Origin of the sequence: Kibdelosporangium phytohabitans, from assembly GCF_001302585.1 — a bacterium.
GTDB classification, from domain to species: domain Bacteria; phylum Actinomycetota; class Actinomycetes; order Mycobacteriales; family Pseudonocardiaceae; genus Kibdelosporangium; species Kibdelosporangium phytohabitans.
Genome location: NZ_CP012752.1, coordinates 6,747,918 through 6,771,003 on the forward strand (window position 1 = coordinate 6,747,918; position 23,086 = coordinate 6,771,003).

A 23,086-nucleotide genomic window follows, 5' to 3' on the forward strand; every position below is an offset into this window, starting at 1 on the left:
CACCTCATGGCCACTGTCGTCGCCTTGCACGCCCACCCCGACGACGAGGTGCTGCTGACCGGCGGGACGCTCGCCCGGCTCGCCGACGAAGGTCACCGGGTCGTCATCGTCGTGGCCTGCGACGGGGTCGTGCGTGCCGACGCCACCGGCCCGGCCCTGCGGTCCCGGCTGGACGAACTGCGTGCCAGCGCCTGTGTGCTCGGCGCAGCCAGGGTCGAACACCTCGGGTACGCCGACACCGGACACGGCCCGGAGCTGTCCGCCGACCCGCCGGGCCGCACCAGGTTCGGCAACGTCTCCGTCGGCGAAGCCGCGGGCAAGCTCGCCGACCTGCTCCGCGCCGAACACGCCGACCTGCTGCTGAGCTACGACCCGCGCGGCGGCTACGGGCACCGTGACCACGTCCGCGTTCACCACGTCGGTGCCCGCGCGGCCGAACTGACCGGCGTCCGTGTCCTGGAAGCCACCCTGCCCCGTGAACCGGTCGTCCGGGTCTTCCACGTGCTGCGCGTGCTGCGGCTGGTCCGCCGCTACGACCCGGAGGTGATCGCCACCAGCTACAGCCCGCGGTCGGCGATCACCCACCGGCTGGACGTCCGGCGGTACGCCGCCCGCAAACGGGCCGCGCTCGCCGCCCACCGCTCGCAGACCCACGGCACCGGCCGGGCCGCTCCCCTGTTCCGCGCGCTGGCCGCGCTGCCGTCCCCGATTTTCGGGTTGTTGCTCGGCCGGGAGTGGTTCGTCGACCCCGCCGGTAACCCCACCCGCACCACCAGCGACAATCTTCCCGGTTAGGGCTGTCTGCCGTGCCCGGCGTGGTCCTCGGTGCTGTACCTTTCGAACGGCATTCCCTGTCGTTGGTGTCGGAACATGCACAACCGTCGCCAACGCGGTTACGGCGAACTGGCGGTGGGTACCTCACGCACGGGCCCGACCAGCCCCGCCCGTGTATGAGGAGCTGCGCAACGCATGCTTGATGACACCGGCCCGGATCCGTCCCGGCCTGCCGTGACCTCCGCCGACGCCGCACGCGCGTGGGCGCGCGTGCTACCGGCCCCGGTGTGCGAAGCCGTGCTGGGCGCGGACCTGGACCAACCGTTCGTGTTCCACCGATTCGCCGGAGTCGGCACCGCCCTGTCCGCCGAGCGACGCGCCGTACGCCAGTGGGCGGGTGGCCTCGGGCTCGGCGACTACGGCGCCGACGACATCGTGCTCGCCGTGGACGAGGCGGTCACCAACGCGATCGAGCACGGCTACCGCGGCAGGCCGGAGGCCGAGCCCGGCACGGTCGGGCTGTTCTGCGGGCACAACCCGGAGCAGCGGATGGCGTACGTCGTCGTGGCCGACAAGGGCGCGTGGCTCGCCCCGAGCGAACCGGGTGTGCGCGGGCGTGGCCTGCTGTTGATGGGCAAGCTGGCCGACCGGTTCGACCTGTACCCCGCCGACGGTGGCGCGGACGGGGGCACAGTGGCGTTGCTCGGCTGGTACGTCAGCTGACGGTGCACAGTGGACAGGCGTGCAGCTCGTCCTGTGCGCAGATCTCCTCGACGGGCTTGCGGTAGACCAGACGCAGGTTCTGCGGCCCGACCGCGGACCGGTCGCGTTCGAACAGGGTCTCCAGCAGGTCGATGACCGGGCGGCGGCGGTGCCGGTTCATCACCGGGCGCCAGAGGAACAGCACGAGTTCCCCGCCTGGTGCCAGGACCCGGTGCGCCTCACGGATCGCACCGATCGGGTCGGGCATCTCCTCGAGGCTGTAGCCGTAGAACAGCGTGTCGGCTGTGTCGTCGGCCAGCGGCAGCCGGCAGCCGTCGCCGGTGACGCACACCGTGTCCGCGCCGGGCAGGGTGCGGAGGTCCTGCTCGAGCGATCGTGTGCCGCGTGCGGACGGGTCCAGCGCGATCAGGGTGCTGCCTTCGCCGAGGTGGGCTTTCAGTGCCCGCGTGTAGAAACCACCGCCGCTGCCGACCTCCAGGCACACCGCCCCGGGCTTGCGGGTGATCACGCGGACGTCGTGGCGGGGCAGGTCCCATCCCAGTACCGCGCGCAGTGCCGGGCTGCTGATCAGCCGGTACAGCGCGGCAGGCGTACGCCATCCCCCTCGGACAGCCGGTTCCGCCGTGCGCTCAATCGTGGTCATGCTGTGGTTTCCTTCGTTTTCGGCAGAGCACGCGCCGCGGCGACCGCGGCAACGACAAACAGGACGGCACCGGTCACCATGGCGAGCCGGAGGCCGTCGACGAACGCGGAACGGGCCAGTTCCATCAGACTCGCACCGGCCTCGGCCGGGAGCCCGGCGGCGATGTTCACCGCCTCGGTCAGCCCGTCACGGGCGGGAGTGGCGGGCATGCCCGCGGCGTACGCGGCGGTGGCCAGGCTGCCCAGCACGGCGACACCGAGTCCCGCGCCGAGTTCGTACGCGGTCTCCTCCACCGCGGCCGCCGCGCCTGCCTGTTCCGCCGGTGCGGCGGCGAGCATGGCGTCGGACGCGGCCGTGAGGGACACCGAGATGCCGAACCCGATGGCCGCCAGCACAGGTCCGAGCAGCCAGAGGTTCTCGGCCTCGGTCAGCCCGGCGGCGGCGCACAGCAGCGCCAGCGCACCGACGGCGAACCCGGCGAGCGTCATCATCCGGTTGCCGAACCGCTGCAGCAACGGGCCAGCCACGACACTGCCGACGATCGCCGCGCCCATCACGAACAGCAGCCGCAACGCGGCCTGCATCGGTTCCAGCGCCAGCACCAACTGGAGGTACTGCGCGAACAACAAGCCAAGCCCCACAACGGACATCAGGACGAGCAACACGCTGCCCACGGCGACGCGGAACGCGGGCTGCCGGAACAGTGACACGTCCAGCAGCGGAACCTTCAACTGCCGTTGCCGGACGACGAAGACCGTGAGCAGCACGAGCCCGATCACCCCGGCCAGCGGGCCGAACACGTACATCGCTCCACCGTGCGCGGTTTGCTTGACAGCGAAGGCGATTCCGACGACGCCGAGTGCGGCGAGGACCGCGCTGCGCAGATCCCACGGGCCGTCCGGCGGGTCGGCGGATTCGGGGATCAGCCAGTAGGTCAACGGAATCGCCGCGATCATCACCGGGACGTTGATCAGGAACGCGGCGTGCCACGAGAACGTCTCCACCAGGAACCCGCCGAGCAACGGCCCCAGCACCGCGCCGGACCCGGCGATCCCGCTCCAGATCCCGATCGCCGTCCTGCGCTCGGCCCGATCGGGAAAAGCCTGGCGCAGCAGGGACAACGTGGCCGGCATGATCATCGCGCCGCCGACGCCGAGCAGCGCCCGCGCCGCGATCAGCACCGGCACGTTCGGCGCCCACGCGCAGGCGAGGGACGCCAGTCCGAACACGACGTAGCCGAGGACGAGGACCTTGCGGCGCCCGTAGCGATCCCCCAGTGTGCCGAACGCGAGCAACAACGGCGCGGCCATCAGCGAGTAGGCCGCGATGATCCACAGCTGCCCGGTCGCGCTCGGGCGTAAGTCCGATGCCAGCGCGGGCAACGCCATGTGCAGCACTGTGGCGTCCACGGAGACCAGCAGCAGACTGGCGCACAGCACGGCCAGAACGACCCAGCGCCGACGGATCACAGGCATGGGCGCCTGCGCCTTCTGAGTGGTAACGGGGTGCACGTCTCCACTGTCTCCAAGACCCGACGTGCCCACCTCATCCCTGAGGATTTTCTCAGGTCATCCTTTGGTCGAACTCCCACCCTGCGCCCGGTCACCGGTGTTTCGTGTGGTAGGGGAGGTCAAGGCGGCAGCAGCGAGCACGATCGTGTGGTAGGACTCGATCCGCGAGACGATCGCTTCCCGGGGACCCTGGCGCCAGATGTCGCTGCCGTAGAACGCGCTCTCCAACTCGTCGCGCTGCTCCACGGAGTCGAACGCCCGGATCAGGTACGCCTCCTCGTGGCCGTCCTCCCGCACCAGCGACGCCCCGCTGTCCACGACGCGGATGCCCGCTTCGGCGAGCAGGGGAGCGACTTCGTCCCGCATGGTGGCGACGAAGTCGCCGGTCGTCCCCGGCTTGAGCCGGTACGTCCGAATCTCCAGGATCATCGGTCCTCCCCCGTGGTCGATTCGCGTTCCCAGGGTACTCAGCCCAGGTACCGAACCTCGGCTCACGCCTGGTCGGGAACCAGGACGACCTTGCCCGCGGCAGTGCCGGACTCGGCGAACCGCAACGCGTCGGCGATGTCCGACAACGGGAAGCTGCGGGCGATCCGTGCGCTGATCACCCCGGCGGCGACCTGGCCGAACACGGCCTCCATGTCGGCGCGCAACGCGGCCTGGTGGCGCTGGGGGTTGAACTTGCGGCCCGCCCAGATGTTGAAGAACGTCGCCGAACGGCCGTTGGGCAGCGCGTTCCACAGCAGGAGCTGACCGATCAGGGCCAGCACCGGCAGCTTGGCGTTGCCGTCCTGGTCGCGGGTGGCGGCGGTGCCGTACGACACGAGCACCCCGCCGCGGCCGAGCATCGACCACGAAGTGCGGATGCCCTCGCCGCCGACGTGGTCGAACACCGCTTTCACACCGCCGGGTGCGATGGCGCGGACCTCGGCGGCGGTGTCGGAGTCCCGGTCGATCGCGATCGCTCCGAGGTCACGCACGTACTGCATGTGACGCTTGGACACGATCCCCACCGCCGTGGCCCCCGCGTGCTGGGCGAGCTGCACCAGCAGGGAACCGACCCCGCCGTTGGCGCCGAGCACGACCACGTTGTCACCGCGGCCGACCTTCCCGATGGCGAGCATCCGCCGTGCCGTGACACCGTTGACGATCACCGCTTCGGCGTCCTCGGCGCTCACCGCGTCCGGCACGGGGACGAGCTCCGAGGTGGGCAGGACCAGCCGGTTCGCCCAGCCACCGACCTTGGTCAGCGACGCGACCCGCTGCCCGACGACGAACCCGGAGTTCCGGTCGCCGAGCGCCTCGACCACGCCGACGACGTCGTAACCGGGAACGAACGGGAACGGCGGCTGGTCGTAGTACTTGCCGCGGCGCATCTGCTGCTCGGCGAACGAGACCCCGGTCGCCTCCATCCGGACCAGCGCCTGCCCGGCCTGCAGCCGCGGCACGTCGCGGGTACGCAGCCGCAGACCGTCCGGCCCGACCACACCCGGCAGCTCGATTTCCGTGATCATGTTTCCTCCTCCTTCTGGCGTTCGCCCTGATGAGGACAACGATGCCGGGGCGGAGGCGGTGGTCGCGTCGGCGACGATTACGTAGATGCCGATCAGTACGCATACGCAGGCGGGGACGGACCCGGCGGCTACGTGGTCATCACCGACGCGAGGGGCCCCGCCGTGCCGGGAGAGTCGATGCCGGCACACAGCGACCCGATCTCACGGAGGAAGCAATGACCACCCAGCGCCCCACACTGCTCGTCGTCATCTCGGCTTGGGCCGTCGCCGTCATGGTCGCGGGCCAGTTCGCCATGCTCGCCATCGTCCCGGTCGCCCTCGTGCTCTACGGCAGCCTGCGCGACACCAACGTCCCACTGCTGCGCTGGTCGGGCGCCGCGCTCGCCGCGGTCTACGCGACGCCGCTGGCGCTCTGGGCGATCGGCCCGGAGCGGGCGCAGAGCCTGTCCAAGGACATGCACCCGGCGCTCGCGGGCCTCGTCGTCGCCGCAGCCGTCGCGGTCGCTGTCGTGCACCACGTCGCGCGGAGCAAGAAGTCCGTGGCGAACGCCGGGTGAGCTCAGCCCTTGAGCGCCCCGGTGGTGAGGCCTTTGGTGATGTGGTTGTGCATGATCGCCGCCACCAGCAGCACCGGGACGACCGTGATCAGCATTCCGGCGAACAGCGTGACCCAGTTGGTGCCGTAGTCGGCGGCCTGGCCGAGCTGGAACAGTCCCAAGGGGAGCGTCATGTTCTCGTCGGACTGGATCAGCACCAGCGCGTAGAAGAACTCGTTCCAGTTCTGCAGGAAGCTGATGATCGCCACGGAGGCCAGGCCCGGCCCGAGCAGCGGGGCGATCACCGACAGGAACGTGCGGGTGGGGCCGGCGCCGTCCACGGCGGCGGCCTCCTCCAGTTCCCTCGGCAGGGTGCGCATGAAGCCCACGAGCACGAACACGTTGAACGGCAGGTTGTACGTCGCGTACACCAGGATCAGCCCGACCCTGGTGTCCAGCAGACCGAGGTCGAGCAGCGTCAGGTACAGCGGGATGAAGGTGACCATCCACGGCACCATCAACCCGAGCAGGAACACCGTCAGCACGACACCGTTGCCGCGGAACGGAATCCGCGCGATCGGGTACGCGGCGAACGCGGCGACCACCACACCGAGCACGGTCGACGACACGCTGACGATCACGCTGTTGCCGAAGTACGACCCGACATGCGCGCTGGCCCACGCGTTCGCGTAGTTCTCCCAGCGCAACGAGCTCGCCCAGCTCCACGGCGAGGTCTGCATGAACTCGGTGTTCGTCTTCATCGACGAGTTGAACACCCACGCGAACGCGCTGGCGCTGGACAACGCCACCGCCCCGAGGCACAGGTAGATCACCAGGTGGTTGCGGCGCCACGGCGCGCGGTCAGTACTCGAGCGGCTCACGCTTCAACACCTTGTTCAGGATGACCGCCACGGACAGGATGATCACGACGAGCACGATGCCCATCGTCGCCGCGTAACCCAGCTGGCCGAACTCGAACGCGCTCCGGTAGGACAGCGTCCCCACCAGTTCGGTCGACATGAACGGGCCGCCGCGGGTCATGATGTACACGTAGGCGAACGCCTGCATGCTCTGCACGAACCAGAGCACGATCAGCACCCGGAACAGGTCGCGCATCATCGGCAGCATCACGCTGCGGAACACCCGCCACTCCCCCGCCCCGTCGATCCGCGCCGCCTCGAGCACCTCCTTCGGCAGCCGCTCGAAGCCGGCCGACAGCAGCACCACCCAGATCCCGATCCCGTGCCACACCGTGACGAACGCGACCGACGCCAGCGCTGTGGCCGGGTCACCGAGCCAGGTCCTGGCCAGCGCGCCGAGCCCGATGTCGGCCAGCGCCGGGTTGATCAGGCCCAGCGTGGGGTGCAGCAGGAACTTCCACAGCAGCGCCACGATCGCCACGGACAGCACGACCGGCGCGAAGACCACGAACCGGAAGAACCGTTCGCCGCGGATGCGCTGGTTCAGCGCCCAGGCGATGGCCACCGCGGGCGGGAACAGCATGCACCCGCCGATGAACGTGATCATGAACGTGTTGACCAGCGCGCCGCCGTAGTCCGGGTCGCCCAGCAACCGCTGGTACTGCTCCAGTCCGACGAACTTGTACGCCCCGGTGCGGGAGAACTCGTTGAGCGACAGCACGACCGTGTTGCCCAGCGGGTAAAGGAAGAACACCCCGAGCAGCGCGAGCGCCGGGAGCAGGAACGGGATGACGATCCGCCGCTGGGCGACCCGGTACACAGCCGAACTCCCTAGTTCCCGTAGACCCGGCGCAGGCCCTTGTCGAGCTCTTCCAACGTCTGCTTGGCGTCCTGCTTGCCGAACACCAGGCGGGCGATCTGCGGGTAGACCACATCCTTGGCCTTGCTCTGGGTCAGCGCGTACTCGCGTGGGTTGAACGCGTCCGCCCCGGCCATCACCTTGTCGATCCCGGGGATGCCGGGCGGGCTGGGCACGCCGGTCACCGCGGACACCTCACCGATCTCGTTGGCGCGCTTGGTCTGCACCTCGACGCTGGTCAGCCGGCGAGCCCATTCCAGTGCCATCGGGATGTTCTGGCTCTTGGCCGCGACCGCGACGTTCTGCAGCGCTGCCATCATCGCGCCCTGGTCACCCGCGGCACCCGGCACGGACGGGAACGCGATCACGCCGAGCTCGAAGTCCTTGGGGATGACGTTGGCCATCTCGCTGACCAGCCAGGTGCCCATCAGGATCATGCCGGCCTTGCCCTGGAAGAACTGCGTTTCCGCGGCGGTGAAGTCGGTCCCCTCGAAACCCTTGAGGAACGAGCCCTTGTCGCGCAGCTGCTGCAACATCTGCAACCCCTGCAGGAAACCGGGGTTCTCGGTGATGTGCCCCTTGCCCTCGGTCAGCACGGCACGGGCCTTGTCGTAGCCGACCGTGCGCATCCAGAGGTGGTCGCTCCACATGCCCATGTACGGCTCGAACAGGCCGGTGATCGCGATCGGGTCGACACCGCCCGCCTTGAGCTTGTCGGCGGCAGCGAGCAGTTCGTCCCAGGTCTTCGGCGGCTGGACGCCCAGCTGCCGGAAGATCTTGGCGTTGTAGAACAGCACGTGCAGCGACAGCTCGGACGGGACGCCGTAGATCTTGCCGTCCTTCGGGTGCTGCATGAACTTGCGCAGCGTCGGGTTGAACCGCTCCAGCCACGGCTTGCCGGTCTGCGGGTCCACCTGTTCCAGGTACGGCTTGAGGTCGAGCAACGCGCCCTCGTCGGCCCACGCGACCTTCGCCGGGTTGGTGGCGTCGAACATCTCGTAGTCGACGTCGAGCGGCTTGCCCGCACGCCAGCGCTGCTCGATGGCGGGACGGGCCAGGGTGTTGGCGAACGTGAGCTTGATGTCCGAGCCGCTGTAGTCGGCTTTCATGCCGTCGGCGATCCCCTGCAGCAGCTTCAGGCCGGGCGTGCCCTCGGCCGACAGCACGCCGACCTCCAGCGCACCGCCCTTGATGGAGTCACGCCAGTTGACTGGGTTGGGGCCAGCGGCCGGGGCCATGCCGCCACCACCGCTGCAAGCGGTGACCACGAGGCTGAGCACGACCGCCCCCAGGGCGGCCAGCCTCCGCTTCGGACTCATCACAACAAACTCCTTGTTCAGCGCAGCCGGACGTGCGCGCTTTCGAACCGACCGGATCCGGGGACGGACATGCACGTCCCCAGTAGACAACCGGGCCCCAGTCGCACCGGCTGATCTTCCCGGCGCAGAACATACTCGGCCGGGGCGCCGGTTGACCAGCGGGATGGCCGAATCGGGCCGGACCGGCCCCCGACGTGTCCCCGGCCGCCGGCCAACGATCATCCACAGTGGAACACAGCGGCCCTATCCGCAGGTGGACCACTCGACCTCCCGAGGTTGCCCGGCCCGGCCGAACCGCGGTGTGCGAAACCCCACAGCACACCCTGGTCAGGACAGTCGCATGCCCATGCCGTCCACGACACCCACCGACACCGAGTCGGTGGTGTGCAGACGGCCGTCGGTCCACTGCCGCTGCCCGATGTACCGGCCCGTCTCCGGATCCACGATGACCTCCATCCTGGCGACACCACCGTCGACGCCGATCGCGACACCGACCTCGCCATCCAAAGTGGAGCTCTGCTCGGTGATCCGCAACGACGGCATCAACGCGAGCGCGCGGTAGAAGGTGCCGCGGATCCGGGCAGGCACCTGCGGGGCGCCGATCACGTACAGGGACTGCACCAGCATCTGCACGTCGGGATGCTGGCCGCGGCCGGCCGTTTCCTTGCGCAGCAGGTCGTACAGCTGCCGCGGGTCGGTCGGCAACTTCTCGTAGAACTCCGGCGGCTGGGGACCAGTCCAGCCGCCGAGACCCTCGCACGGCTTGCGCCCCGCCTGCGCCGCGCCCCAGTCACCGCACGGGGCGCGCACCTCCGGTCCGGCGGCGTTGTCGAAGTCGCCGTCAAGCAACCCGTCCGCTCGCGCCTCCGCCTCGGTGCCGTGGATCCACGTGCGCTGACCGTTCCCCGGATACCGGCCCATCCACTCCTGCCTGGGGTCAGCCGGGATCCACAGTTCGACCGTGCGCTCGTCGATGTACAGGTAGGTCCGGCGCGCACTGCCGAGCTCGACCAGGTGCCAGCCGTGCCCTCGTGAGTACAGGTACTGGCCGGGTGCGAGCACGAAGTCGACGTTCTTGATCTCGTCGGCGGCTTTGATGAGCACATCGGCCGCGGACGCGTAGCGCGGCGCCTGCGTGAACGTCGACGCCACCAGGCCACCGGGAACGAGCACAACCAGGACAGCGGCCGCGGCGACCCATCTCCCCCAGTGCCGCCGCCTGCGAACCGGGGCGGCACGGGCCACCGCCTCCATCAGGTCCGCGCGTGCCTTGCGCAGCGCCCGTTCGTCCGGCTCGACGTCGTGCAGATCGGTGAGCGCACGGGTGAGCAGCGGCGCCAGGAAATCTTCGTCGGTCATGTCAACCCCTACGCCGTCAGGCTGAGTAGCTCGGAGCGCAGCACCTTGCGAACCCGGTGCATCCGGGACCGGACGGTGCCCACTGGAATGTCAAGGGCGACGGCCACCTCGGCGAACGACAGCTCGGCCCACGAGAACAGCAGCAACACGTCGCGGTCACCGACAGGCATCTCGGCCAGTGCCCCGGCCAGACGCCGCATGGTGTCCTGCGCGTCCACCCGTTCGGCGACCGTGATGTCCGGCGCGTCCACGTGCGTGTTCGCCGAAGCCGCTGCCCGCGCAGTCAGCCGGAGCGTGTGCACCTCCTGCGCGGTGTGCCTGCGCAGCAGGTTCGTCGCGATCCCGAACAGCCACGCGCGTACGACCGAACGGGTCGGCTCGTAGGTGTGCCGCCGCTCCAGCGCGACCAGGAACGTCTCGCTGAGCAGGTCGTCAGCCGCCGGCCCGACCCGCCGGGCCAGGTACCGGTGCAGGTCACCGCCGTGCCGGTCGAACAGGCTGCCGAACACCGCCGGATCGGTCAGGTTCGGCCGATCCCATTCGGTTTTCGTCATGCCCTTACTTCCGGGAAACCGCCCGGGACGTTCACGCGCTACCCGTTGAGCCTGTCACCGAGGTGGGTCAACGCGATGTTCAGTGCGACGGCGTACACGGCGATCCGGCAGGTCCAGCGCGCGAACGTGCCCTCGGCCAGCGGCCTGGCCGAAGGCGGCGGCACCACCAGCGCCATCAGGTCGATGACCAGGTCACGCACGATCCCCCTGGTCTGGGAGACGAGCAGGCCGGTGCTCTGCGTGGTGTCCGCGAGTGCCGCCGACACCGCGCTGAGGCCCCTGATCGCCTCCACGTTGTAGCCCATCAGGCGCTGGTGTTCGGCCGCTTCGGCGCCGCGCCAGTCAGGCGTGTCGTGGTCGACGAAGTGCGCCAGGTCATCAGCCATCGACTCCAGCTCGGCGGCGATGTTGTACCAGGTCGCCACGTGCGAGGCGATGACGTCCGGCTCGCCGGTGAGCAGGTCGAGCACCGCACGCAGCGGCTCGAAGTGCTCGATCGTCCAGCCCGCGCCCGGCGCGGCGACCGGCTCGACCAAGCTGGGTGCCGCCGCCAGCCGGATCGGGTCCAGCTCGGCGGGCCGCACCCCGGCGAGGCCGCACAACGTCTCACCGATCAGCCGGAGGTTCTCGTCGACGTACGCGACCAGCTCGTCCTGGCGGACGTGCCGCTCCTGGAAGTCCTCGGTGATCCACCGGCACAGCAGCCCGTACGTGCGGTCGTCGTAGGCGATGGAGTCACTCGCGTCGTGCACAGCCGCGAAGCGCACGCGTATGCCCACGAGGTTGTCGATGTGCCGGATGAGGCCGTCAGCCATGCCCCACGATCTCGTACACCACCGGCGGTGGTGAACCCGTTTTCCACTCCAACCTGATCGCGTCCGTCGTGCCGTGCACCGCAAGCGCCGTGTAGCTGCTGGTAAGCCGGCCGATCGTGGCCCAGCGGTCCCCTGTCCGCACCTGAACCTCAGCACGTGCGTCCGCCAGGATGACGACCTTGTCGAGCCTGCGGGCCTCGGGGAGGACGACTGTCAGCGCCTCACCGGCGGTGGGCGGGCGAGTTGCCCGGTACGCCGTGCCCGGCTTGCCGTCGGCCGCTCGGGGGAAGTCACCCTCCGGCGCTCCGGACACGACCGGGTTGTCACCGAGGCGGACCTCGAACTCGCGCACGACCACCCAGTTGGGTTGTGCCCGGGTTGCCTTGAGGCGGACGAACCGCGCGGACACCCGTCCCAAGTCCACTCTCACCTCGGTCGTCGTGTGGAACACCGGGCCGGTGGTCCAGGTCGTGCCGTCGGTGGAGTACTCGACCACGCCGTGCTGGATGTAGTCACTCGGGCGGTCGTCCTTGGCCATCAGGACATCGACACCCGTGACCGGCCGTACCGTGCCGAGATCCACACCGACCACTGTGCCCGGTTGCGCCGCCGCGCCACCCCAGAAGTACGTGTCCGGGTCGCCGTCGACCATGTTGTCCACCGGGAACTGACTGTCGTACAGGGGCAGGCTGGACGACGGTGTGACCGTCGAAGCCCGCAGGCCCAGCCACCGGTCGTTGTCCGCGACGGCGTCCTTGACGAACCGGTCCACGACCGGGTCGACATCCACCCGCACCGTGCGATTCGGGTCAAGGCCGACCCAGACGAACGACCTTGCCTTGGCGACCAGCGCGGGCAGCGCCTGCCGCCGTGCCCACGCCAGTTCACCGTTGCCCGCGCGTTGCGCGGCAAGCATGTCGAGCGCAGTCAACGCCGCCTGCCCCCACGCGCCGGTGGCATCGAGCCATGGCTTGGTGTCGGCCAGGAACGCCGGGTCCCGCAGCGTCTCCCGTAGCACCCCAGGGGCGTCGTGCACCTGCCGCAAGGCGTTGTACAGCCGGAAGGCCGCCGCCGGATTCCCGGCCGACCACGCTTTCCAGAACCGGTCGATGTCACCCGTGAGCCGCGGTGCCTGCCGTTCGTCCAGTCGTGACGAGAAGTTGACGTCGGCGAACGCCGTCAGCGCGGCGAGCGTGCGCTTGTTGCCGCCCGCGAGTTCGGCCAGACCCGCTGCCCACGACCTGGCCGGGTCGTAGGCGGTGTCGTTCCAGGTGTAGTCAGCGACCGTGAACAACGCCGGTCTCGACGCGTGTGCCTGCGGCATCGGGTTGGCCGCCAGTCCTGTGGTGGACGCGCCGAGCCCCGGTTCGCGGGCGGTCAACGGGCCGAGCAGCAACCGGCCGGGGACGTAGTCGTTGACCGGGTAGTTGTCCCACAGCAGCAGCGGGTGCTGGAAGTTGTCGTGCGCGGTGGCCACCTCGGCCTTGGTGATCTTGCGTGAGACCACGTCCACACCTGTCCACTGCACGATCACGTTCGGGTCGAGCGTGGAGGCGAGCTTGTTCGTGTAGGCGGATTTGTTCAGGCCCCAGTATTCGGTCGGCACCGTCTGCACAGGCAACGTGCCTGGGTTGGCGGCGACGAACTCGCGCTGCACCCGGTTGATCACGTGCGCCTGGGCGCTCGCCGCCGCGGCCGGGCCGGTTCCGAACGCCGCGCGGTCCTCGTCGCAGTTCCACCGTTGGTAGTCGATGTCGTCGAGCGCGACCACGAACATGCGCACACCGAGCCGGTACAGCGAGGTGAACTTCGCGATCAGCGTGTCGGTCTCCGACTCGCGCGAGTAGCAGATCGACAAACCCGGCGACAGCACATAGCCGAATTCGACGTGGTTCGCCTTGGCACGCTTGACCAATTCGTCGAGCCGCGCGAGCTGGTCCGCCGGGTACGGCAGACGCCACTCAGCGCGCAGGTATGGGTCGTCCTTGGGCGTGTAGAAGTACAGATTCATCTTGTGGCGGCCGAAATAGTCGAAGCTGTCCAGTCGCGCCTCATGCGACCAAGGCGGGCCGTAGAAGCCTTCGACCACACCACGCCAACGCAACGACGGCCAGTCCCGGACCTCCACGCCACGCACGGCGGAACCTTGAACAAGCTGACGCAGTGTCTGTGCCGCGTAGAACGTTCCCGCGTCGTCGACTCCGTCCACGACCATGCGCGACAGCCGATCCCGCCCCGTTCCGACGGCCACGACGTATCCCTCGGCGCCCATACCTTCGGTGCCCTTGACTCCCAGTGCTTGCAAGGCATCCGGGTGCCTGCCCACGTAGACGCTCAGCGCACTGCCGCGGTCGTCGACCTTGCGCACGCCGGCCGCGACGAGCACGTCACGAACCACGCCCACAGCGGCCCAGTCAGCACCGTCCGCCACGACCAGGTTCACCGTCGCGGGGATCCGCACTGTCTCCGGCCGGGAAGTCGTGGACTGGGGTCTCGGGTACACCGCCGGGCCGTTGGCCTGGCTCGGCTGTGCCGTGGCGGTTGGCGCGAGGGCCGTGGACAGGGCGATCACGGCGATCAGCGCGCCGAGTGTGCGGGTGCCGAAGGTCAACGCCAGCCTCCTCGCATGGTTACCGCATTTCGGTTTTAACACACATGTCGTTACTTCTCGACAAAGTCATCGGACCACACGAGTGCGGAGATGAGTAGCCCCGGGAGTAGCAAGCACGAGCGATGCGGTGCTACCGTCGTTTTGACCAGAAACACGATTCTGGTCAAACGGTCAGCAAGGGTGGCGTGGTGCGGGATCATGAGCGTCGGACCGACCGGATCCTCGACGCGGCTGGGGAACTGCTGCTGCGGTTCGGGTACCGGAAGGTCACCATCGAGGACATCGCCCGGCGGGCGGGGATCGGCAAGGGCACGGTCTACCTGCATTGGCGTACCAAGCAGGAACTGTTCGACGCCCTGCTGCGGCGGCAGTCGATCGCCCTGATCGTCGCGTTGCTCGAACGGCTGCGCGCGGACCCGGCCGAGGTCATGCCGCACCGCATGAGCAGCAGCGGGTTCCTGATCTGCCTCGACGACCCGCTGGTGATGGCCCTGGTCACCGGGGACGCCGAACTCCTCGGCCAACTGCGGGACAGCCCGCACGCGGGTCAGGACCTGATCGCGGCCGACCAGATCCACGACATCTGGGCGCGGCACGGGCTGATCCGTACCGACATGCCCAACCTCCGGTACGCGATGACCGCGGTGTCGACCGGTTTCTACCTGATCGACGACACCCCGGAAAGCGCGGGAATCGACGCCCGAGCAAAAGCGGACTCGATGGCGCACGCCCTACGGGCCACGTTCGAACCAGCCACCCGGCCGAACACTGACGCGCTCGCAGCCGCAGCCGCGGAGGTGGCGGCGATCTGCGAGGACGTCATCGACAGCTACCGCAAACAGCTCTATTCCGACGACGGGGAGGACGAATGAGCACTCTCGCCGACACATGGGGTATCCACGACCAACAGTTCTGGCTGCGCGGGCACGTGCCCGAAGACCCGGTGGAGTACAAGGAAGAACAAGGCACGTGGCACGTCTACGGCTACCAGGAAGCGGTGCACGTCCTCAGCGACACCGCTGTTTTCTCGTCGCACACCAACCGCAAAGTGCCCGACACGGAAGAAGGCACGGAAGGCAACCTCCTGCAGCTGGACCCGCCGGAGCACAGGAAGCTGCGCAACCTGGTCAGCCACGCGTTCACGCCGAAAGTCGTGGCGAACCTGGAGCCCCGGATCGCCGAACTCACCCACGAACTGCTCGACGCGGCCGCGGGACGAGACCACCTGGAGCTGGTCAACGACCTCGCGTACCCGTTGCCGGTCATCGTGATCGCGGAACTGCTGGGCGTGCCCAGCAGCGACCGCGAGCTGTTCAAGAACTGGGTGGACGGAATGTTCGAGAACACACAGGAGTTCTCGCTGAAGGAAAACAGTGCCGACCAGGAAAGCGCACGGAAGGCCACACTCGAAGAAACCGAGAACTTCAAGAGATACCTGGGCGAACACGCGGCGGACCGCCGACGCAACCCACGCGAAGACCTGCTCGGCAAACTCGTCGAAGCAGAAGTGGACGGTGAACGCCTCACCGACACCCAGATCGTGAACTTCGCGATGGTCCTCCTGATAGCCGGACACATCACCACAACCATGTTGCTGGGCAACACCATCGTCTGCCTCGACAACCACCCCGAGCAGATGGCGAGAGTCCGCGCGGACCGCGCACTGGTGCCGTCCGCGATCGAGGAGTCACTGCGGTACTTCACGCCGTTCACCGCACTGGCAAGGATCACCGACAGCGAAGTGAGCCTCGCAGGACACACCATCCCCGAAGACGAGATGCTGCTGATCTGGATCGGCGCGGCGAACAGAGACCCACGCCAGTTCACCGACCCGGGAACCTACGACATCGGCCGAGACCCGAACCCCCACATGGCATTCGGCCGAGGAATCCACTTCTGCGTCGGCGCACCACTGGCCAGGCTGGAAGGCCGCGTCGCACTGAACATCCTGCTGGACCGCTACCCCACCCTGCACACCGACCCGCAGAAGCCAGCGGAGTTCCTGCCCAGCCCGTACATGGCAGGCGTCCGCTCGCTGCCAATGTTCACTTGAGTCCCGGCCTCGTTTTCTCTTCGGTCTTCCTTCCGGCGATGGTTCTTTCCCGCTGCTAGCGAGCTTCCGGTGGGTTACCTCATATGTCGGGCGTCTCGGTCTTGACTAAGCAGGGCGCCGAAGAAGACAACCGAGACCGCGCACTGGCGAGGCCGAACCAAGACAGTTGGCGGCCCGTCCCGAAACGTCGACAAGCCATCCCGACGGCCCAGCTTCCCACCGGCCGCACCGCAAAAGGCGCTGGTACAACAAGACCCTTCCTACGACACCCCGACGGAAACCGGATCCGCCGAACAAGACCAGCAACATTCCGAGAGCCACCAACACGAAGAAGCGAACAGGACCCCCGCGCGCAAGCGCGGAAGTGTGCGTCGGGGGTGCTCCTGCCCAGAGGTCTGCCTCCCGGCGAGGGACCATCTTGTCCCGTGGAGTGCTGGTGGCCGGGTTGGCGTCGCTGGTGCTGCACCTGTCGACTTCGACGACGTTCTGGCGGCTGGGCATGCCGCAGGAACAGGCTTGTTGTCCACCGCCTTTCTGCGCTGCGGCCAGCGGGAAACTGGGCCGCCGAGAAGGCTTGTCAACGTTTCGAGACGGCCACCAACTGTCTGGTTCGGCCTCGCACTGCGCGGTCTCCGTTGTCTTCTTCGGCGGCTGGCGGCATCGTGCGGTCGCCGCACGGCGTTTCGGAGTGCGCCGGGTGTCCTCCGGGGGCTGTGGGTGTCCTTCGGGAGTTGCGGCGGGTGGAGTTGTGCGGCGGTGGGCGGGGTTGCCCTGGTGGGTGCTCCCGGCGGGGTTTGAACCCGCGACCTTGACGTTATAAGCGTCCTGCTCTGACCGGTTGAGCTACGGGAGCGTGTGCGTTCCTGGCCCTGGGGTGGTTGCTTGCCCCGGGGTTGGGTATGCGGCGGCTTCTGTTGCTCAACCGGTCGGACGCGTTGGGCATGGGGTCAGTGTGGCATGGGTGGGGTGGGTTGGTCCGCTTTTTCTATGACGGGAGGGCTGCTGCCAGGCGCTTTGCTTCGGTGACGGTTCTGCTTGTGCCGCGGCGGTTGGTTATGGCGGCCAGTTCTGGGATTGGCGCTGTCGGCCTGACCTGTTCGACCAGTTCTACTGCGAGGGCCAGCAGGTCGGCGAGGCGTTGGGGCGGCCGTTCCAGGTCTGGGGACAGCATGGGTGGGAGGGCCGCGGCGATCGTGTGCCAGACGAGAGACGCTGCGCCGGACTGGGACAGGTCTCGGAGACAAGGGACGACCCGGTTGAGGCTGAGTTCGACCTCGGCTGCGAGCCGACCCACTTGTTCGCCGAGCGCTTCTGGGTTCCAGCGGTCTCGAGCCGCCAGGACGAGTAAGGCGTCGACGGCCTCTGCGCGGTCATTCTTGTCATGGGCGTCCAGGCCGTGGGCGAACGCTCGTGCGCAGTGCTCCCCCATCTTGCCGGCTGCGCGGCTGAGGGCGGTGAGCATCGGGCTGCCGCCTCGGCCCCGCAGGGTTTTCTCGTACAGGACGGGCGCCATGTGCATGGCTATGTGTTCGGTGTGTGCGGGCAGCAGGGTTGACCAGGCGGTGTGGAACTCGTTCACGCGGTACCAGTCGCGCAGGACTGGCTGAGCGGCGAGGATTTCACCGAGGGTGCCGGCTTCGCTGATCGTGCCGTCGTTGCTCAGCCAGTGCGCGAGGCGTTTGCCCGCGTCGGTGCCCAGCGCGTCGGCACGGGTGGCTACTGCCGCGTCGTGTTCGTTCGGCAGGCGGAGCAGGGCTTGGGTGAGGTCGTGTTCCCACGGCTCCCAGCCTTCGGCTGCCGCCTGGGTCAGGCGCTCCAGCAGGACTTCCGAGTCGATCAGGCCGTTGCGGTGCGTCGGTGTCGCGACCAGCATCGGCCTGGGCGCATAGGCGAGGCCCACCGAGATCTCATGCAGCCGGAGGACGAGAACACGTTGTGGGGCAAGCAGGTTGTTCTCCGCCAGCTGGTGACGCCACTGTTTCTCGCCCACCACTGCGTCGGGCGGTGGGTACGGCGTCGTGACAGCGGCGTCGCACGGCGCGGCTGCCGCGCTGATCAGCGAAGCGAACTCCTCCTGCTCGCTGAGCTGGTGCCAGTGGTCGATCGAGCTCCAGTCCCGGTGCCCCTGATGCGGGTACCAGCTTCCCGCGAAGTACTGCTCCACCGCCGCGCGCAGGCCTTCCCTGTCACGGTCCGCGAACACCACCACCGCCGCGATGAGCCTCTCCACCCTGGCCATGTCCACGTTTTCGTAGATCCCGGCGCGGTGGGCCTGGAGCTCGTCGACCAGATCGCACAGCGACTCGATCGGCGCGGGGAACTCCGGCTCGTCCGGCGCGGGCAGCAACGTCGTCACCGGCGCGTCCTGGGCGTCGACCGCGCCGAATGCCTTCGCGGCCTTGGCGCGGAGGTCCGCGGGCAACGCACTGGCGGCGACGGCGAGCTCGTCCCTTGCCTGGTGCGACGCGGCCGAGGCGTGCGCGATCGCCATGTCCAGCGCTTTCGCCTGGAGGTCCGCCGCGTCGTGCTCGAACAGGGCTGCGAGCGCACCCAGCACGCCGTCGGCGTGCCCGGGCTCACGGGAGATCACCGCGCCGAGCCGGGCTGTCTGGGCACGGACCAGCTTCTTCTCCGGCCGGAAGAACACCGCCCGGCTGGCGTCGAGCAGCAGTTCGATCTCCAGTTGCCCGGCGTCGTCAGCACGGAACAGCTCGCGCTGCGCGACGCCCGCGACCGACGAATGGGCATCGGCCAACAGCGGCACGTAGTCACGTACACGCTCGACGACCTCGGCCAGATCCAGGTCAAGCGCTTCGTAGACCCGGAGGTAGCCACGGACATCGCCCTGACGGCCACCACGCTGCAGCGCGGCGATCGCGCCGTCGATCACCGCGGCACGATCGACCCGGCCATCCGCCGCCCAGCCGGCGAGCCTCACCGGCCAGCCCTGCTCGTAGCGCCCGGACGAGTCGAACACCCGGCCTACCCCGACCACCTCGAACATCCGCGGAACCACGGCCAGCCAGCGGGGATCGACGTCGTCCCCGCGCGACCAGTAATCGCGGAGAGCCAGTCCGTGCACCATCCCGTCGGTCAACGGCGGCTCGGTGTCCGTCACCGCCAGCAGTTCGGTCACCATCCGGAACAGGCGCTCGTCGAACCGCCTGGCCGACAGCCGCGCGGCGAGGCGCTGCACCAGATCGGGCAACCACGGCACGTCCCTGGCCTTCAGGACCTGTAACACGGCGTCGACTATGTCGATCTTGCTGCGCCTGTTGTGAATGTCGACGCTGTTCCAGAAACCGTTGCGCACCAGCCATGGCGCGACCGCCGACGCGCCGGGCAGGACCCCGGCACCGACGATCGACAACCCGCCACGCAGGTGCCACAGCCGTTCCTGGAAGTCCCGCGCGCGCTTCTCGAACGCCTTGACCGGGTCGACGAGCGCCTTGCGTCCAGCGGCGTCAAGGCCCTGCACCGCCACGACCAGCTTGTCGTAGTCCTGTTTCCGCAGCAGCTCTTCCAGTTCCGCCCAGTCGCTCATCGCCCGCTCCCCCGCACGATCTCGGCCGCCAGAACGTGTTTGCACTTACCGCGAGTGCCGCGGTAGTCCAGCCACCACGCGCACGTGCACGACGCGCCCGACCCCTGGAACCTCACCTGATATCCCTTCACTGACAACACATCGCCCTCACCTGTCACCGCACCCGCCTCGACCAGCGCCCGTGCGTTGCGCAGCCGTGGGTTGAACTGCTCGACCGACTCGGCGTCATACGGCAGCTCACGGTGGAAGTACGACGCTTCAGCCAGGTCGTATCCCACCCGTCCGCTCACCCCGAGCTGCACCAGCGCGGCTCGGACACGCTCGCGCGACAGCCCCGACCGCTCGGCCAGGTCGCCGGGCTCCACCCGCGGTTCGAACTCGAGCAACGCCCCCACCAGCTCCGCGTCCTGCCCGACATCGTCTCCCGCCAGGAAGTCCAGCACCGCGCCCTCCCCGGAGAACCCGCGGTTGACCTCGGGCGACAACACGAGAACGAACGCCATCCCCGGCAACGCGAGCTCCCACGCGCTCGCGCACGGCAGGCTGCGCGCGTCCACGGCCGGGCCGTACACACGCAACGACTTCGCATGACGCAGCAGCGGCAGCAACGCCTCAAGCCGTTGCGGCCCGGCCAGGCACACGGCCCCGGGCGCCGGTCGCGCGGCCAGCCGCAAGGACCGGCCGGCAGGCACGGCCCAGGACGCGCCGCGCGACCGGGACGACGACGACAGCGACCGCAGGAACCGGGCGGCCTCCGCGACCGGCAGTTCGACGCGCGGTTCGAAGCCCGCCGTGATGACCTGCAGTTCCGCGAATCCACGCAACCACCGCTGGGGCAGCTCGACCTTCTTCTCGACTGCCACACCGTCCATTGTGGTCACGGTGACCTCGTCGGGGCCGACCGCGAGCCGCAACGGGTCGCCGCTGCCCACCCGGGCGAGCATCCGCCGCAACGGCTCGTTGACGTCGACGTTCGTGGTGCCGCGGTCGAGGACCTCGCCGTCGAGCCCGGCGGAGAGCACGTCGAGCCGGGCGTAGACGCCGCAGCAGCTCGCGAACGACTCGAACCGCAACCGGTCGCCGTTGCACGTGACCACCGGGTCGCGCAGGCGGACCTGGGTCGGCTGGAAGTACCGGCTCGCCGCGACCTTCGCCACCGAGTGCAGGCACGCCGCCGCGGCTGCCGGTTCGGTCAGGAACCCCTTGAAGAACACCGGGTTGTCCACCGGGCGGCGCAGCGCCGTGCCACCCGATGTCTGCAGCCCCAGCAGCCCGCCGGTCAGTTCCGACGACCGCAGGTAGCGGTATTCCTGTGCCACTACTGTCATGATCGAGACCTTACGGGCAGAGTCTGACAATTCCGGGATCGCCGGTAAAGTCGCTGGTCAGCAACAGGCAGTCGCGGGAAGGGGACGACGATGACGCGCGAGCCGACCAGTCACGAGCGGATGACCGGCCTGCCGTGGGACGCGTCCTATCAGGACGGACCGGCGCCGTGGGACGTCGGCGGCCCGCAACCGGCGGTCGTGCGCCTGGCAGCCGCGGGCGGCTTCACGGGAGCGGTGCTCGACGCGGGCTGCGGAACGGGCGAGAACGCGCTGCACGTCGCCTCGCTGGGGTTGCCGGTGCTCGGCTTCGACGTCGCCGAGACGGCACTGGCGATCGCCGCGGAGAACGCACAGGGCCGCAACGCCGAGTTCACCGTCGCCGACGCGCTCGGCTTGCACCGACTGGGCCGGACGTTCGACACCGTCCTGGACTGCGGCCTGTTCCACACGTTCGACGCTGACGAGCGACCACGGTACGCCGCGAGCCTCAGCACAGTGGCCAAGCCCGGCGCCACCTTGTACGTGTTGTGCTTCAGCGATGCGGGCCCTGACACCGGACCACACCCCATCAGCCGCGACGACCTGCGAGAAGCGTTCACCAGCCAAACCGGGTGGGCCGTCGCCGCCATCGAACCGGACCGGGTCCTGACGAGGTTCCACGGCGACAGCGGCGCACCGGCCTGGCTGGCGACGATCACGCGCGGTCAGGCCTGTATCGAAGTCTCCGTTCGATGAGAGTCTGCCCCTGGCCGGAGGCCGGAGTCGGGCTTCAGCGGGGTGGTTCCTGGCGACCGCGTCCGGCTCGGCTATCGCGGACGGGACTTCGATGCAGGCCCTGGCTCACCACGTCACGGGCAGTTCGGACGGCCCGCGGAACCGGCGCTGGGTGTGCCAGCGGATGGTGTCCGGCTCGACCGCGAGGCGCAGCCCCGGGAACCGGGTGACCAGGCCGGTCATCGCGACCTCCAGCTCGACACGGGCCAGCGCGGCGCCGAGGCAGAAGTGCAGTCCGTGCCCGAACGCGAGGTGCGGGTTGTTGCCGCGCCTGAGGTCCATCTCCTGCGCACGGGCGAAGATCTCGGGATCACGGCTGGCCAGCGCGTCCGACACGATGACCAGGCTGCCTGCCGGGATCGGCACGTCGCCGACGGTCACGTCCTCTGTGGGCACACGGAATCCGGGCGTCAGCACCGACGGGTACAACCGCATCAGCTCTTCCGACGCCGCGGGCACCCCGTCCGGGTTGGCGGCCAACGCCGTGTACTCCTGCGGCCGCAGCAGCAAAGCGTGGATGCTCTTGCACATCTGGTTGGCGGTTGTCTCGTATCCGGCGGGCAGCAGCGACACACCGAGGTTGATCAGCTCCTCCTCGGTCATCCGCTCGTCGGCACGCGCCGACACGAGCTCGCTGAGCAGATCCTCCTTGGGAGACTTGCGTTTGGCGGCGATGATCTCCGACAGGTACGAGCGCAGCTCGTTCACCGCGGTCAGTTTCGTCTCCGCGGTGTCGGCCGTCGACGCCAGGATCATCGACCACTCCTGGAACCAGCCGCGGTCGTCGTAGGACACGCCGAGCAGCTGGCAGACAACGGTGATCGGCAGCGGCAGGCACAACGCGTCGACCAGGTCCGCCGGTGGTCCCTGCTCGGCGAGGTCGTCGAGCAGACCGTCGACCATCTGCCGCACGCCCGGCCGCATGCTCTCGACACGGCGGCGGGAGAACGCCTTCGCCACCAGGCCGCGGATTCGCGTGTGCTGCGGCGGGTCCATGTCCAGTAGCATGTCGCCGGTGCTGCTGGCACCGGGGCCGGTGTAGTTGGTTCCCCTGGTGCGGAACACTTCCTGACGGCTGAAGACCGGGTCGGACAGCACGTGCACCGCGTCACGGTAGCGGGTCACCAGGTAGGCTGTCTGTCCGGTGGGGATGGTCACCAGGGTCACCGGGCCGACGCCCTGGATGTCCCCTGCCGACGGAAGCCTTTCCCCTTGTCCGCCCGCGGACCTACGTTTCCGGCAGCGGAAC

General features: G+C 68.8%; 20 protein-coding genes and 1 tRNA gene. 6 read left to right on the forward strand and 15 right to left on the reverse strand.

Translation table 11 applies throughout. The features are described from left to right. The first annotated feature begins 6 nt into the window (after nucleotides 1-6). Nucleotides 7-795 carry a PIG-L deacetylase family protein gene (locus tag AOZ06_RS30420; RefSeq protein WP_054292542.1) on the forward strand — a complete coding sequence of 263 codons (789 nt, stop codon included), beginning with the start codon at nucleotides 7-9 and terminating at the stop codon, nucleotides 793-795. 174 nt (nucleotides 796-969) lie between these two features. Continuing rightward, entirely contained in the window at nucleotides 970-1,497 is a 528-nt protein-coding gene (locus tag AOZ06_RS30425) for an ATP-binding protein (protein ID WP_083472033.1), read from the forward strand. On the opposite strand, the gene AOZ06_RS30430 is transcribed toward AOZ06_RS30425, so the two are convergent. The 4 genes from AOZ06_RS30430 to AOZ06_RS30445 all read right to left on the reverse strand — a co-directional run bounded on the left by AOZ06_RS30430 (nucleotide 1,490) and on the right by AOZ06_RS30445 (nucleotide 5,165). Next, nucleotides 1,490-2,140, reverse strand: coding sequence for a class I SAM-dependent methyltransferase (locus tag AOZ06_RS30430; RefSeq protein ID WP_054292544.1), 651 nt, complete (start codon nucleotides 2,138-2,140; stop codon nucleotides 1,490-1,492). The genes AOZ06_RS30425 and AOZ06_RS30430 overlap by 8 nt on opposite strands. Continuing rightward, entirely contained in the window at nucleotides 2,137-3,615 is a 1,479-nt protein-coding gene (locus AOZ06_RS30435) for an MFS transporter (RefSeq protein WP_054292545.1), read from the reverse strand. The genes AOZ06_RS30430 and AOZ06_RS30435 overlap by 4 nt, the downstream gene beginning before the upstream one ends. Nucleotides 3,616-3,708: 93 nt before the next feature. Next, nucleotides 3,709-4,080 carry an NIPSNAP family protein gene (locus AOZ06_RS30440; protein WP_063810136.1) on the reverse strand — a complete coding sequence of 124 codons (372 nt, stop codon included), beginning with the start codon at nucleotides 4,078-4,080 and terminating at the stop codon, nucleotides 3,709-3,711. 62 nt (nucleotides 4,081-4,142) lie between these two features. Continuing rightward, nucleotides 4,143-5,165 (reverse strand): medium chain dehydrogenase/reductase family protein, encoded by a 1,023-nt coding sequence (locus tag AOZ06_RS30445; RefSeq protein ID WP_054292546.1) that lies wholly within the window; start codon nucleotides 5,163-5,165, stop codon nucleotides 4,143-4,145. A gap of 215 nt (nucleotides 5,166-5,380) precedes the next feature. Between AOZ06_RS30445 and AOZ06_RS30450 the strand changes: the two genes are divergently transcribed. Then, nucleotides 5,381-5,722 (forward strand): hypothetical protein, encoded by a 342-nt coding sequence (locus AOZ06_RS30450; RefSeq protein ID WP_054292547.1) that lies wholly within the window; start codon nucleotides 5,381-5,383, stop codon nucleotides 5,720-5,722. Nucleotides 5,723-5,724: 2 nt separating this feature from the next. Here AOZ06_RS30450 and AOZ06_RS30455 read toward each other — a convergent pair whose 3' ends face one another. The 7 genes from AOZ06_RS30455 to AOZ06_RS30485 all read right to left on the reverse strand — a co-directional run bounded on the left by AOZ06_RS30455 (nucleotide 5,725) and on the right by AOZ06_RS30485 (nucleotide 14,138). Then, entirely contained in the window at nucleotides 5,725-6,582 is an 858-nt protein-coding gene (locus AOZ06_RS30455) for a carbohydrate ABC transporter permease (RefSeq protein WP_054292548.1), read from the reverse strand. After that, entirely contained in the window at nucleotides 6,563-7,441 is an 879-nt protein-coding gene (locus AOZ06_RS30460; protein ID WP_054292549.1) for a carbohydrate ABC transporter permease, read from the reverse strand. The genes AOZ06_RS30455 and AOZ06_RS30460 overlap by 20 nt, the downstream gene beginning before the upstream one ends. A gap of 11 nt (nucleotides 7,442-7,452) precedes the next feature. After that, nucleotides 7,453-8,799, reverse strand: a complete 1,347-nt coding sequence (locus AOZ06_RS30465) for an ABC transporter substrate-binding protein (RefSeq protein WP_054292550.1) — start codon at nucleotides 8,797-8,799, stop codon at nucleotides 7,453-7,455. A gap of 327 nt (nucleotides 8,800-9,126) precedes the next feature. Next, on the reverse strand, nucleotides 9,127-10,158 hold the full coding sequence (locus AOZ06_RS30470; protein WP_054292551.1) for a CU044_5270 family protein: 1,032 nt from the start codon (nucleotides 10,156-10,158) through the stop codon (nucleotides 9,127-9,129). Between the two features lie 8 nt (nucleotides 10,159-10,166). Beyond that, nucleotides 10,167-10,712: an RNA polymerase sigma factor gene (locus tag AOZ06_RS30475; RefSeq protein ID WP_054292552.1), complete on the reverse strand. Its 546-nt coding sequence runs from the start codon at nucleotides 10,710-10,712 to the stop codon at nucleotides 10,167-10,169. 38 nt (nucleotides 10,713-10,750) lie between these two features. Next, a complete protein-coding gene (locus AOZ06_RS30480; protein ID WP_054292553.1) occupies nucleotides 10,751-11,527 on the reverse strand; it encodes a WXG100 family type VII secretion target in 777 nt (258 codons plus the stop codon). Further along, nucleotides 11,520-14,138, reverse strand: coding sequence for a beta-N-acetylglucosaminidase domain-containing protein (locus AOZ06_RS30485; RefSeq protein ID WP_054292554.1), 2,619 nt, complete (start codon nucleotides 14,136-14,138; stop codon nucleotides 11,520-11,522). The genes AOZ06_RS30480 and AOZ06_RS30485 overlap by 8 nt, the downstream gene beginning before the upstream one ends. A gap of 188 nt (nucleotides 14,139-14,326) precedes the next feature. Between AOZ06_RS30485 and AOZ06_RS30490 the strand changes: the two genes are divergently transcribed. Then, nucleotides 14,327-15,010: a TetR/AcrR family transcriptional regulator gene (locus AOZ06_RS30490; protein ID WP_236951791.1), complete on the forward strand. Its 684-nt coding sequence runs from the start codon at nucleotides 14,327-14,329 to the stop codon at nucleotides 15,008-15,010. Then, entirely contained in the window at nucleotides 15,007-16,191 is a 1,185-nt protein-coding gene (locus AOZ06_RS30495; RefSeq protein ID WP_054292556.1) for a cytochrome P450, read from the forward strand. Before AOZ06_RS30490 ends, AOZ06_RS30495 begins: the two co-directional genes overlap by 4 nt. A 779-nt stretch (nucleotides 16,192-16,970) precedes the next feature. On the opposite strand, the gene AOZ06_RS30500 is transcribed toward AOZ06_RS30495, so the two are convergent. The 3 genes from AOZ06_RS30500 to AOZ06_RS30510 form a co-directional block, all read right to left on the reverse strand. Next, nucleotides 16,971-17,044 (reverse strand) — tRNA-Ile (locus AOZ06_RS30500). Between the two features lie 132 nt (nucleotides 17,045-17,176). After that, the gene (locus AOZ06_RS30505; RefSeq protein WP_054292557.1) at nucleotides 17,177-19,735 is read right to left on the reverse strand and encodes a DUF7824 domain-containing protein; all 2,559 of its coding nucleotides are present in this window, start codon (nucleotides 19,733-19,735) and stop codon (nucleotides 17,177-17,179) included. Further along, nucleotides 19,732-21,063, reverse strand: coding sequence for an SWIM zinc finger family protein (locus AOZ06_RS30510; RefSeq protein WP_054292558.1), 1,332 nt, complete (start codon nucleotides 21,061-21,063; stop codon nucleotides 19,732-19,734). The genes AOZ06_RS30505 and AOZ06_RS30510 overlap by 4 nt, the downstream gene beginning before the upstream one ends. A gap of 90 nt (nucleotides 21,064-21,153) precedes the next feature. On the opposite strand from AOZ06_RS30510, the gene AOZ06_RS30515 reads away from it, so the two are divergent. Beyond that, nucleotides 21,154-21,798, forward strand: a complete 645-nt coding sequence (locus AOZ06_RS30515; RefSeq protein ID WP_218921800.1) for a class I SAM-dependent methyltransferase — start codon at nucleotides 21,154-21,156, stop codon at nucleotides 21,796-21,798. 105 nt (nucleotides 21,799-21,903) lie between these two features. On the opposite strand, the gene AOZ06_RS30520 is transcribed toward AOZ06_RS30515, so the two are convergent. Then, nucleotides 21,904-22,995: a cytochrome P450 gene (locus tag AOZ06_RS30520; protein ID WP_157233346.1), complete on the reverse strand. Its 1,092-nt coding sequence runs from the start codon at nucleotides 22,993-22,995 to the stop codon at nucleotides 21,904-21,906. Between the last annotated feature and the right edge of the window lie 91 nt (nucleotides 22,996-23,086).

Bases quoted from the DNA above. Each gene is read 5' to 3' on its own strand.
- AOZ06_RS30420 (WP_054292542.1), top strand. From the start codon at position 7: ATGGCCACTGTCGTCGCCTTGCACGCCCACCCCGACGACGAGGTGCTG.
- AOZ06_RS30425 (WP_083472033.1), top strand. From the start codon at position 970: ATGCTTGATGACACCGGCCCGGATCCGTCCCGGCCTGCCGTGACCTCC.
- AOZ06_RS30430 (WP_054292544.1), bottom strand. From the start codon at position 2,140: ATGACCACGATTGAGCGCACGGCGGAACCGGCTGTCCGAGGGGGATGG.
- AOZ06_RS30435 (WP_054292545.1), bottom strand. From the start codon at position 3,615: ATGCCTGTGATCCGTCGGCGCTGGGTCGTTCTGGCCGTGCTGTGCGCC.
- AOZ06_RS30440 (WP_063810136.1), bottom strand. From the start codon at position 4,080: ATGATCCTGGAGATTCGGACGTACCGGCTCAAGCCGGGGACGACCGGC.
- AOZ06_RS30445 (WP_054292546.1), bottom strand. From the start codon at position 5,165: ATGATCACGGAAATCGAGCTGCCGGGTGTGGTCGGGCCGGACGGTCTG.
- AOZ06_RS30450 (WP_054292547.1), top strand. From the start codon at position 5,381: ATGACCACCCAGCGCCCCACACTGCTCGTCGTCATCTCGGCTTGGGCC.
- AOZ06_RS30465 (WP_054292550.1), bottom strand. From the start codon at position 8,799: ATGAGTCCGAAGCGGAGGCTGGCCGCCCTGGGGGCGGTCGTGCTCAGC.
- AOZ06_RS30470 (WP_054292551.1), bottom strand. From the start codon at position 10,158: ATGACCGACGAAGATTTCCTGGCGCCGCTGCTCACCCGTGCGCTCACC.
- AOZ06_RS30475 (WP_054292552.1), bottom strand. From the start codon at position 10,712: ATGACGAAAACCGAATGGGATCGGCCGAACCTGACCGATCCGGCGGTG.
- AOZ06_RS30480 (WP_054292553.1), bottom strand. From the start codon at position 11,527: ATGGCTGACGGCCTCATCCGGCACATCGACAACCTCGTGGGCATACGC.
- AOZ06_RS30495 (WP_054292556.1), top strand. From the start codon at position 15,007: ATGAGCACTCTCGCCGACACATGGGGTATCCACGACCAACAGTTCTGG.
- AOZ06_RS30505 (WP_054292557.1), bottom strand. From the start codon at position 19,735: ATGAGCGACTGGGCGGAACTGGAAGAGCTGCTGCGGAAACAGGACTAC.
- AOZ06_RS30510 (WP_054292558.1), bottom strand. From the start codon at position 21,063: ATGACAGTAGTGGCACAGGAATACCGCTACCTGCGGTCGTCGGAACTG.
- AOZ06_RS30515 (WP_218921800.1), top strand. From the start codon at position 21,154: ATGACGCGCGAGCCGACCAGTCACGAGCGGATGACCGGCCTGCCGTGG.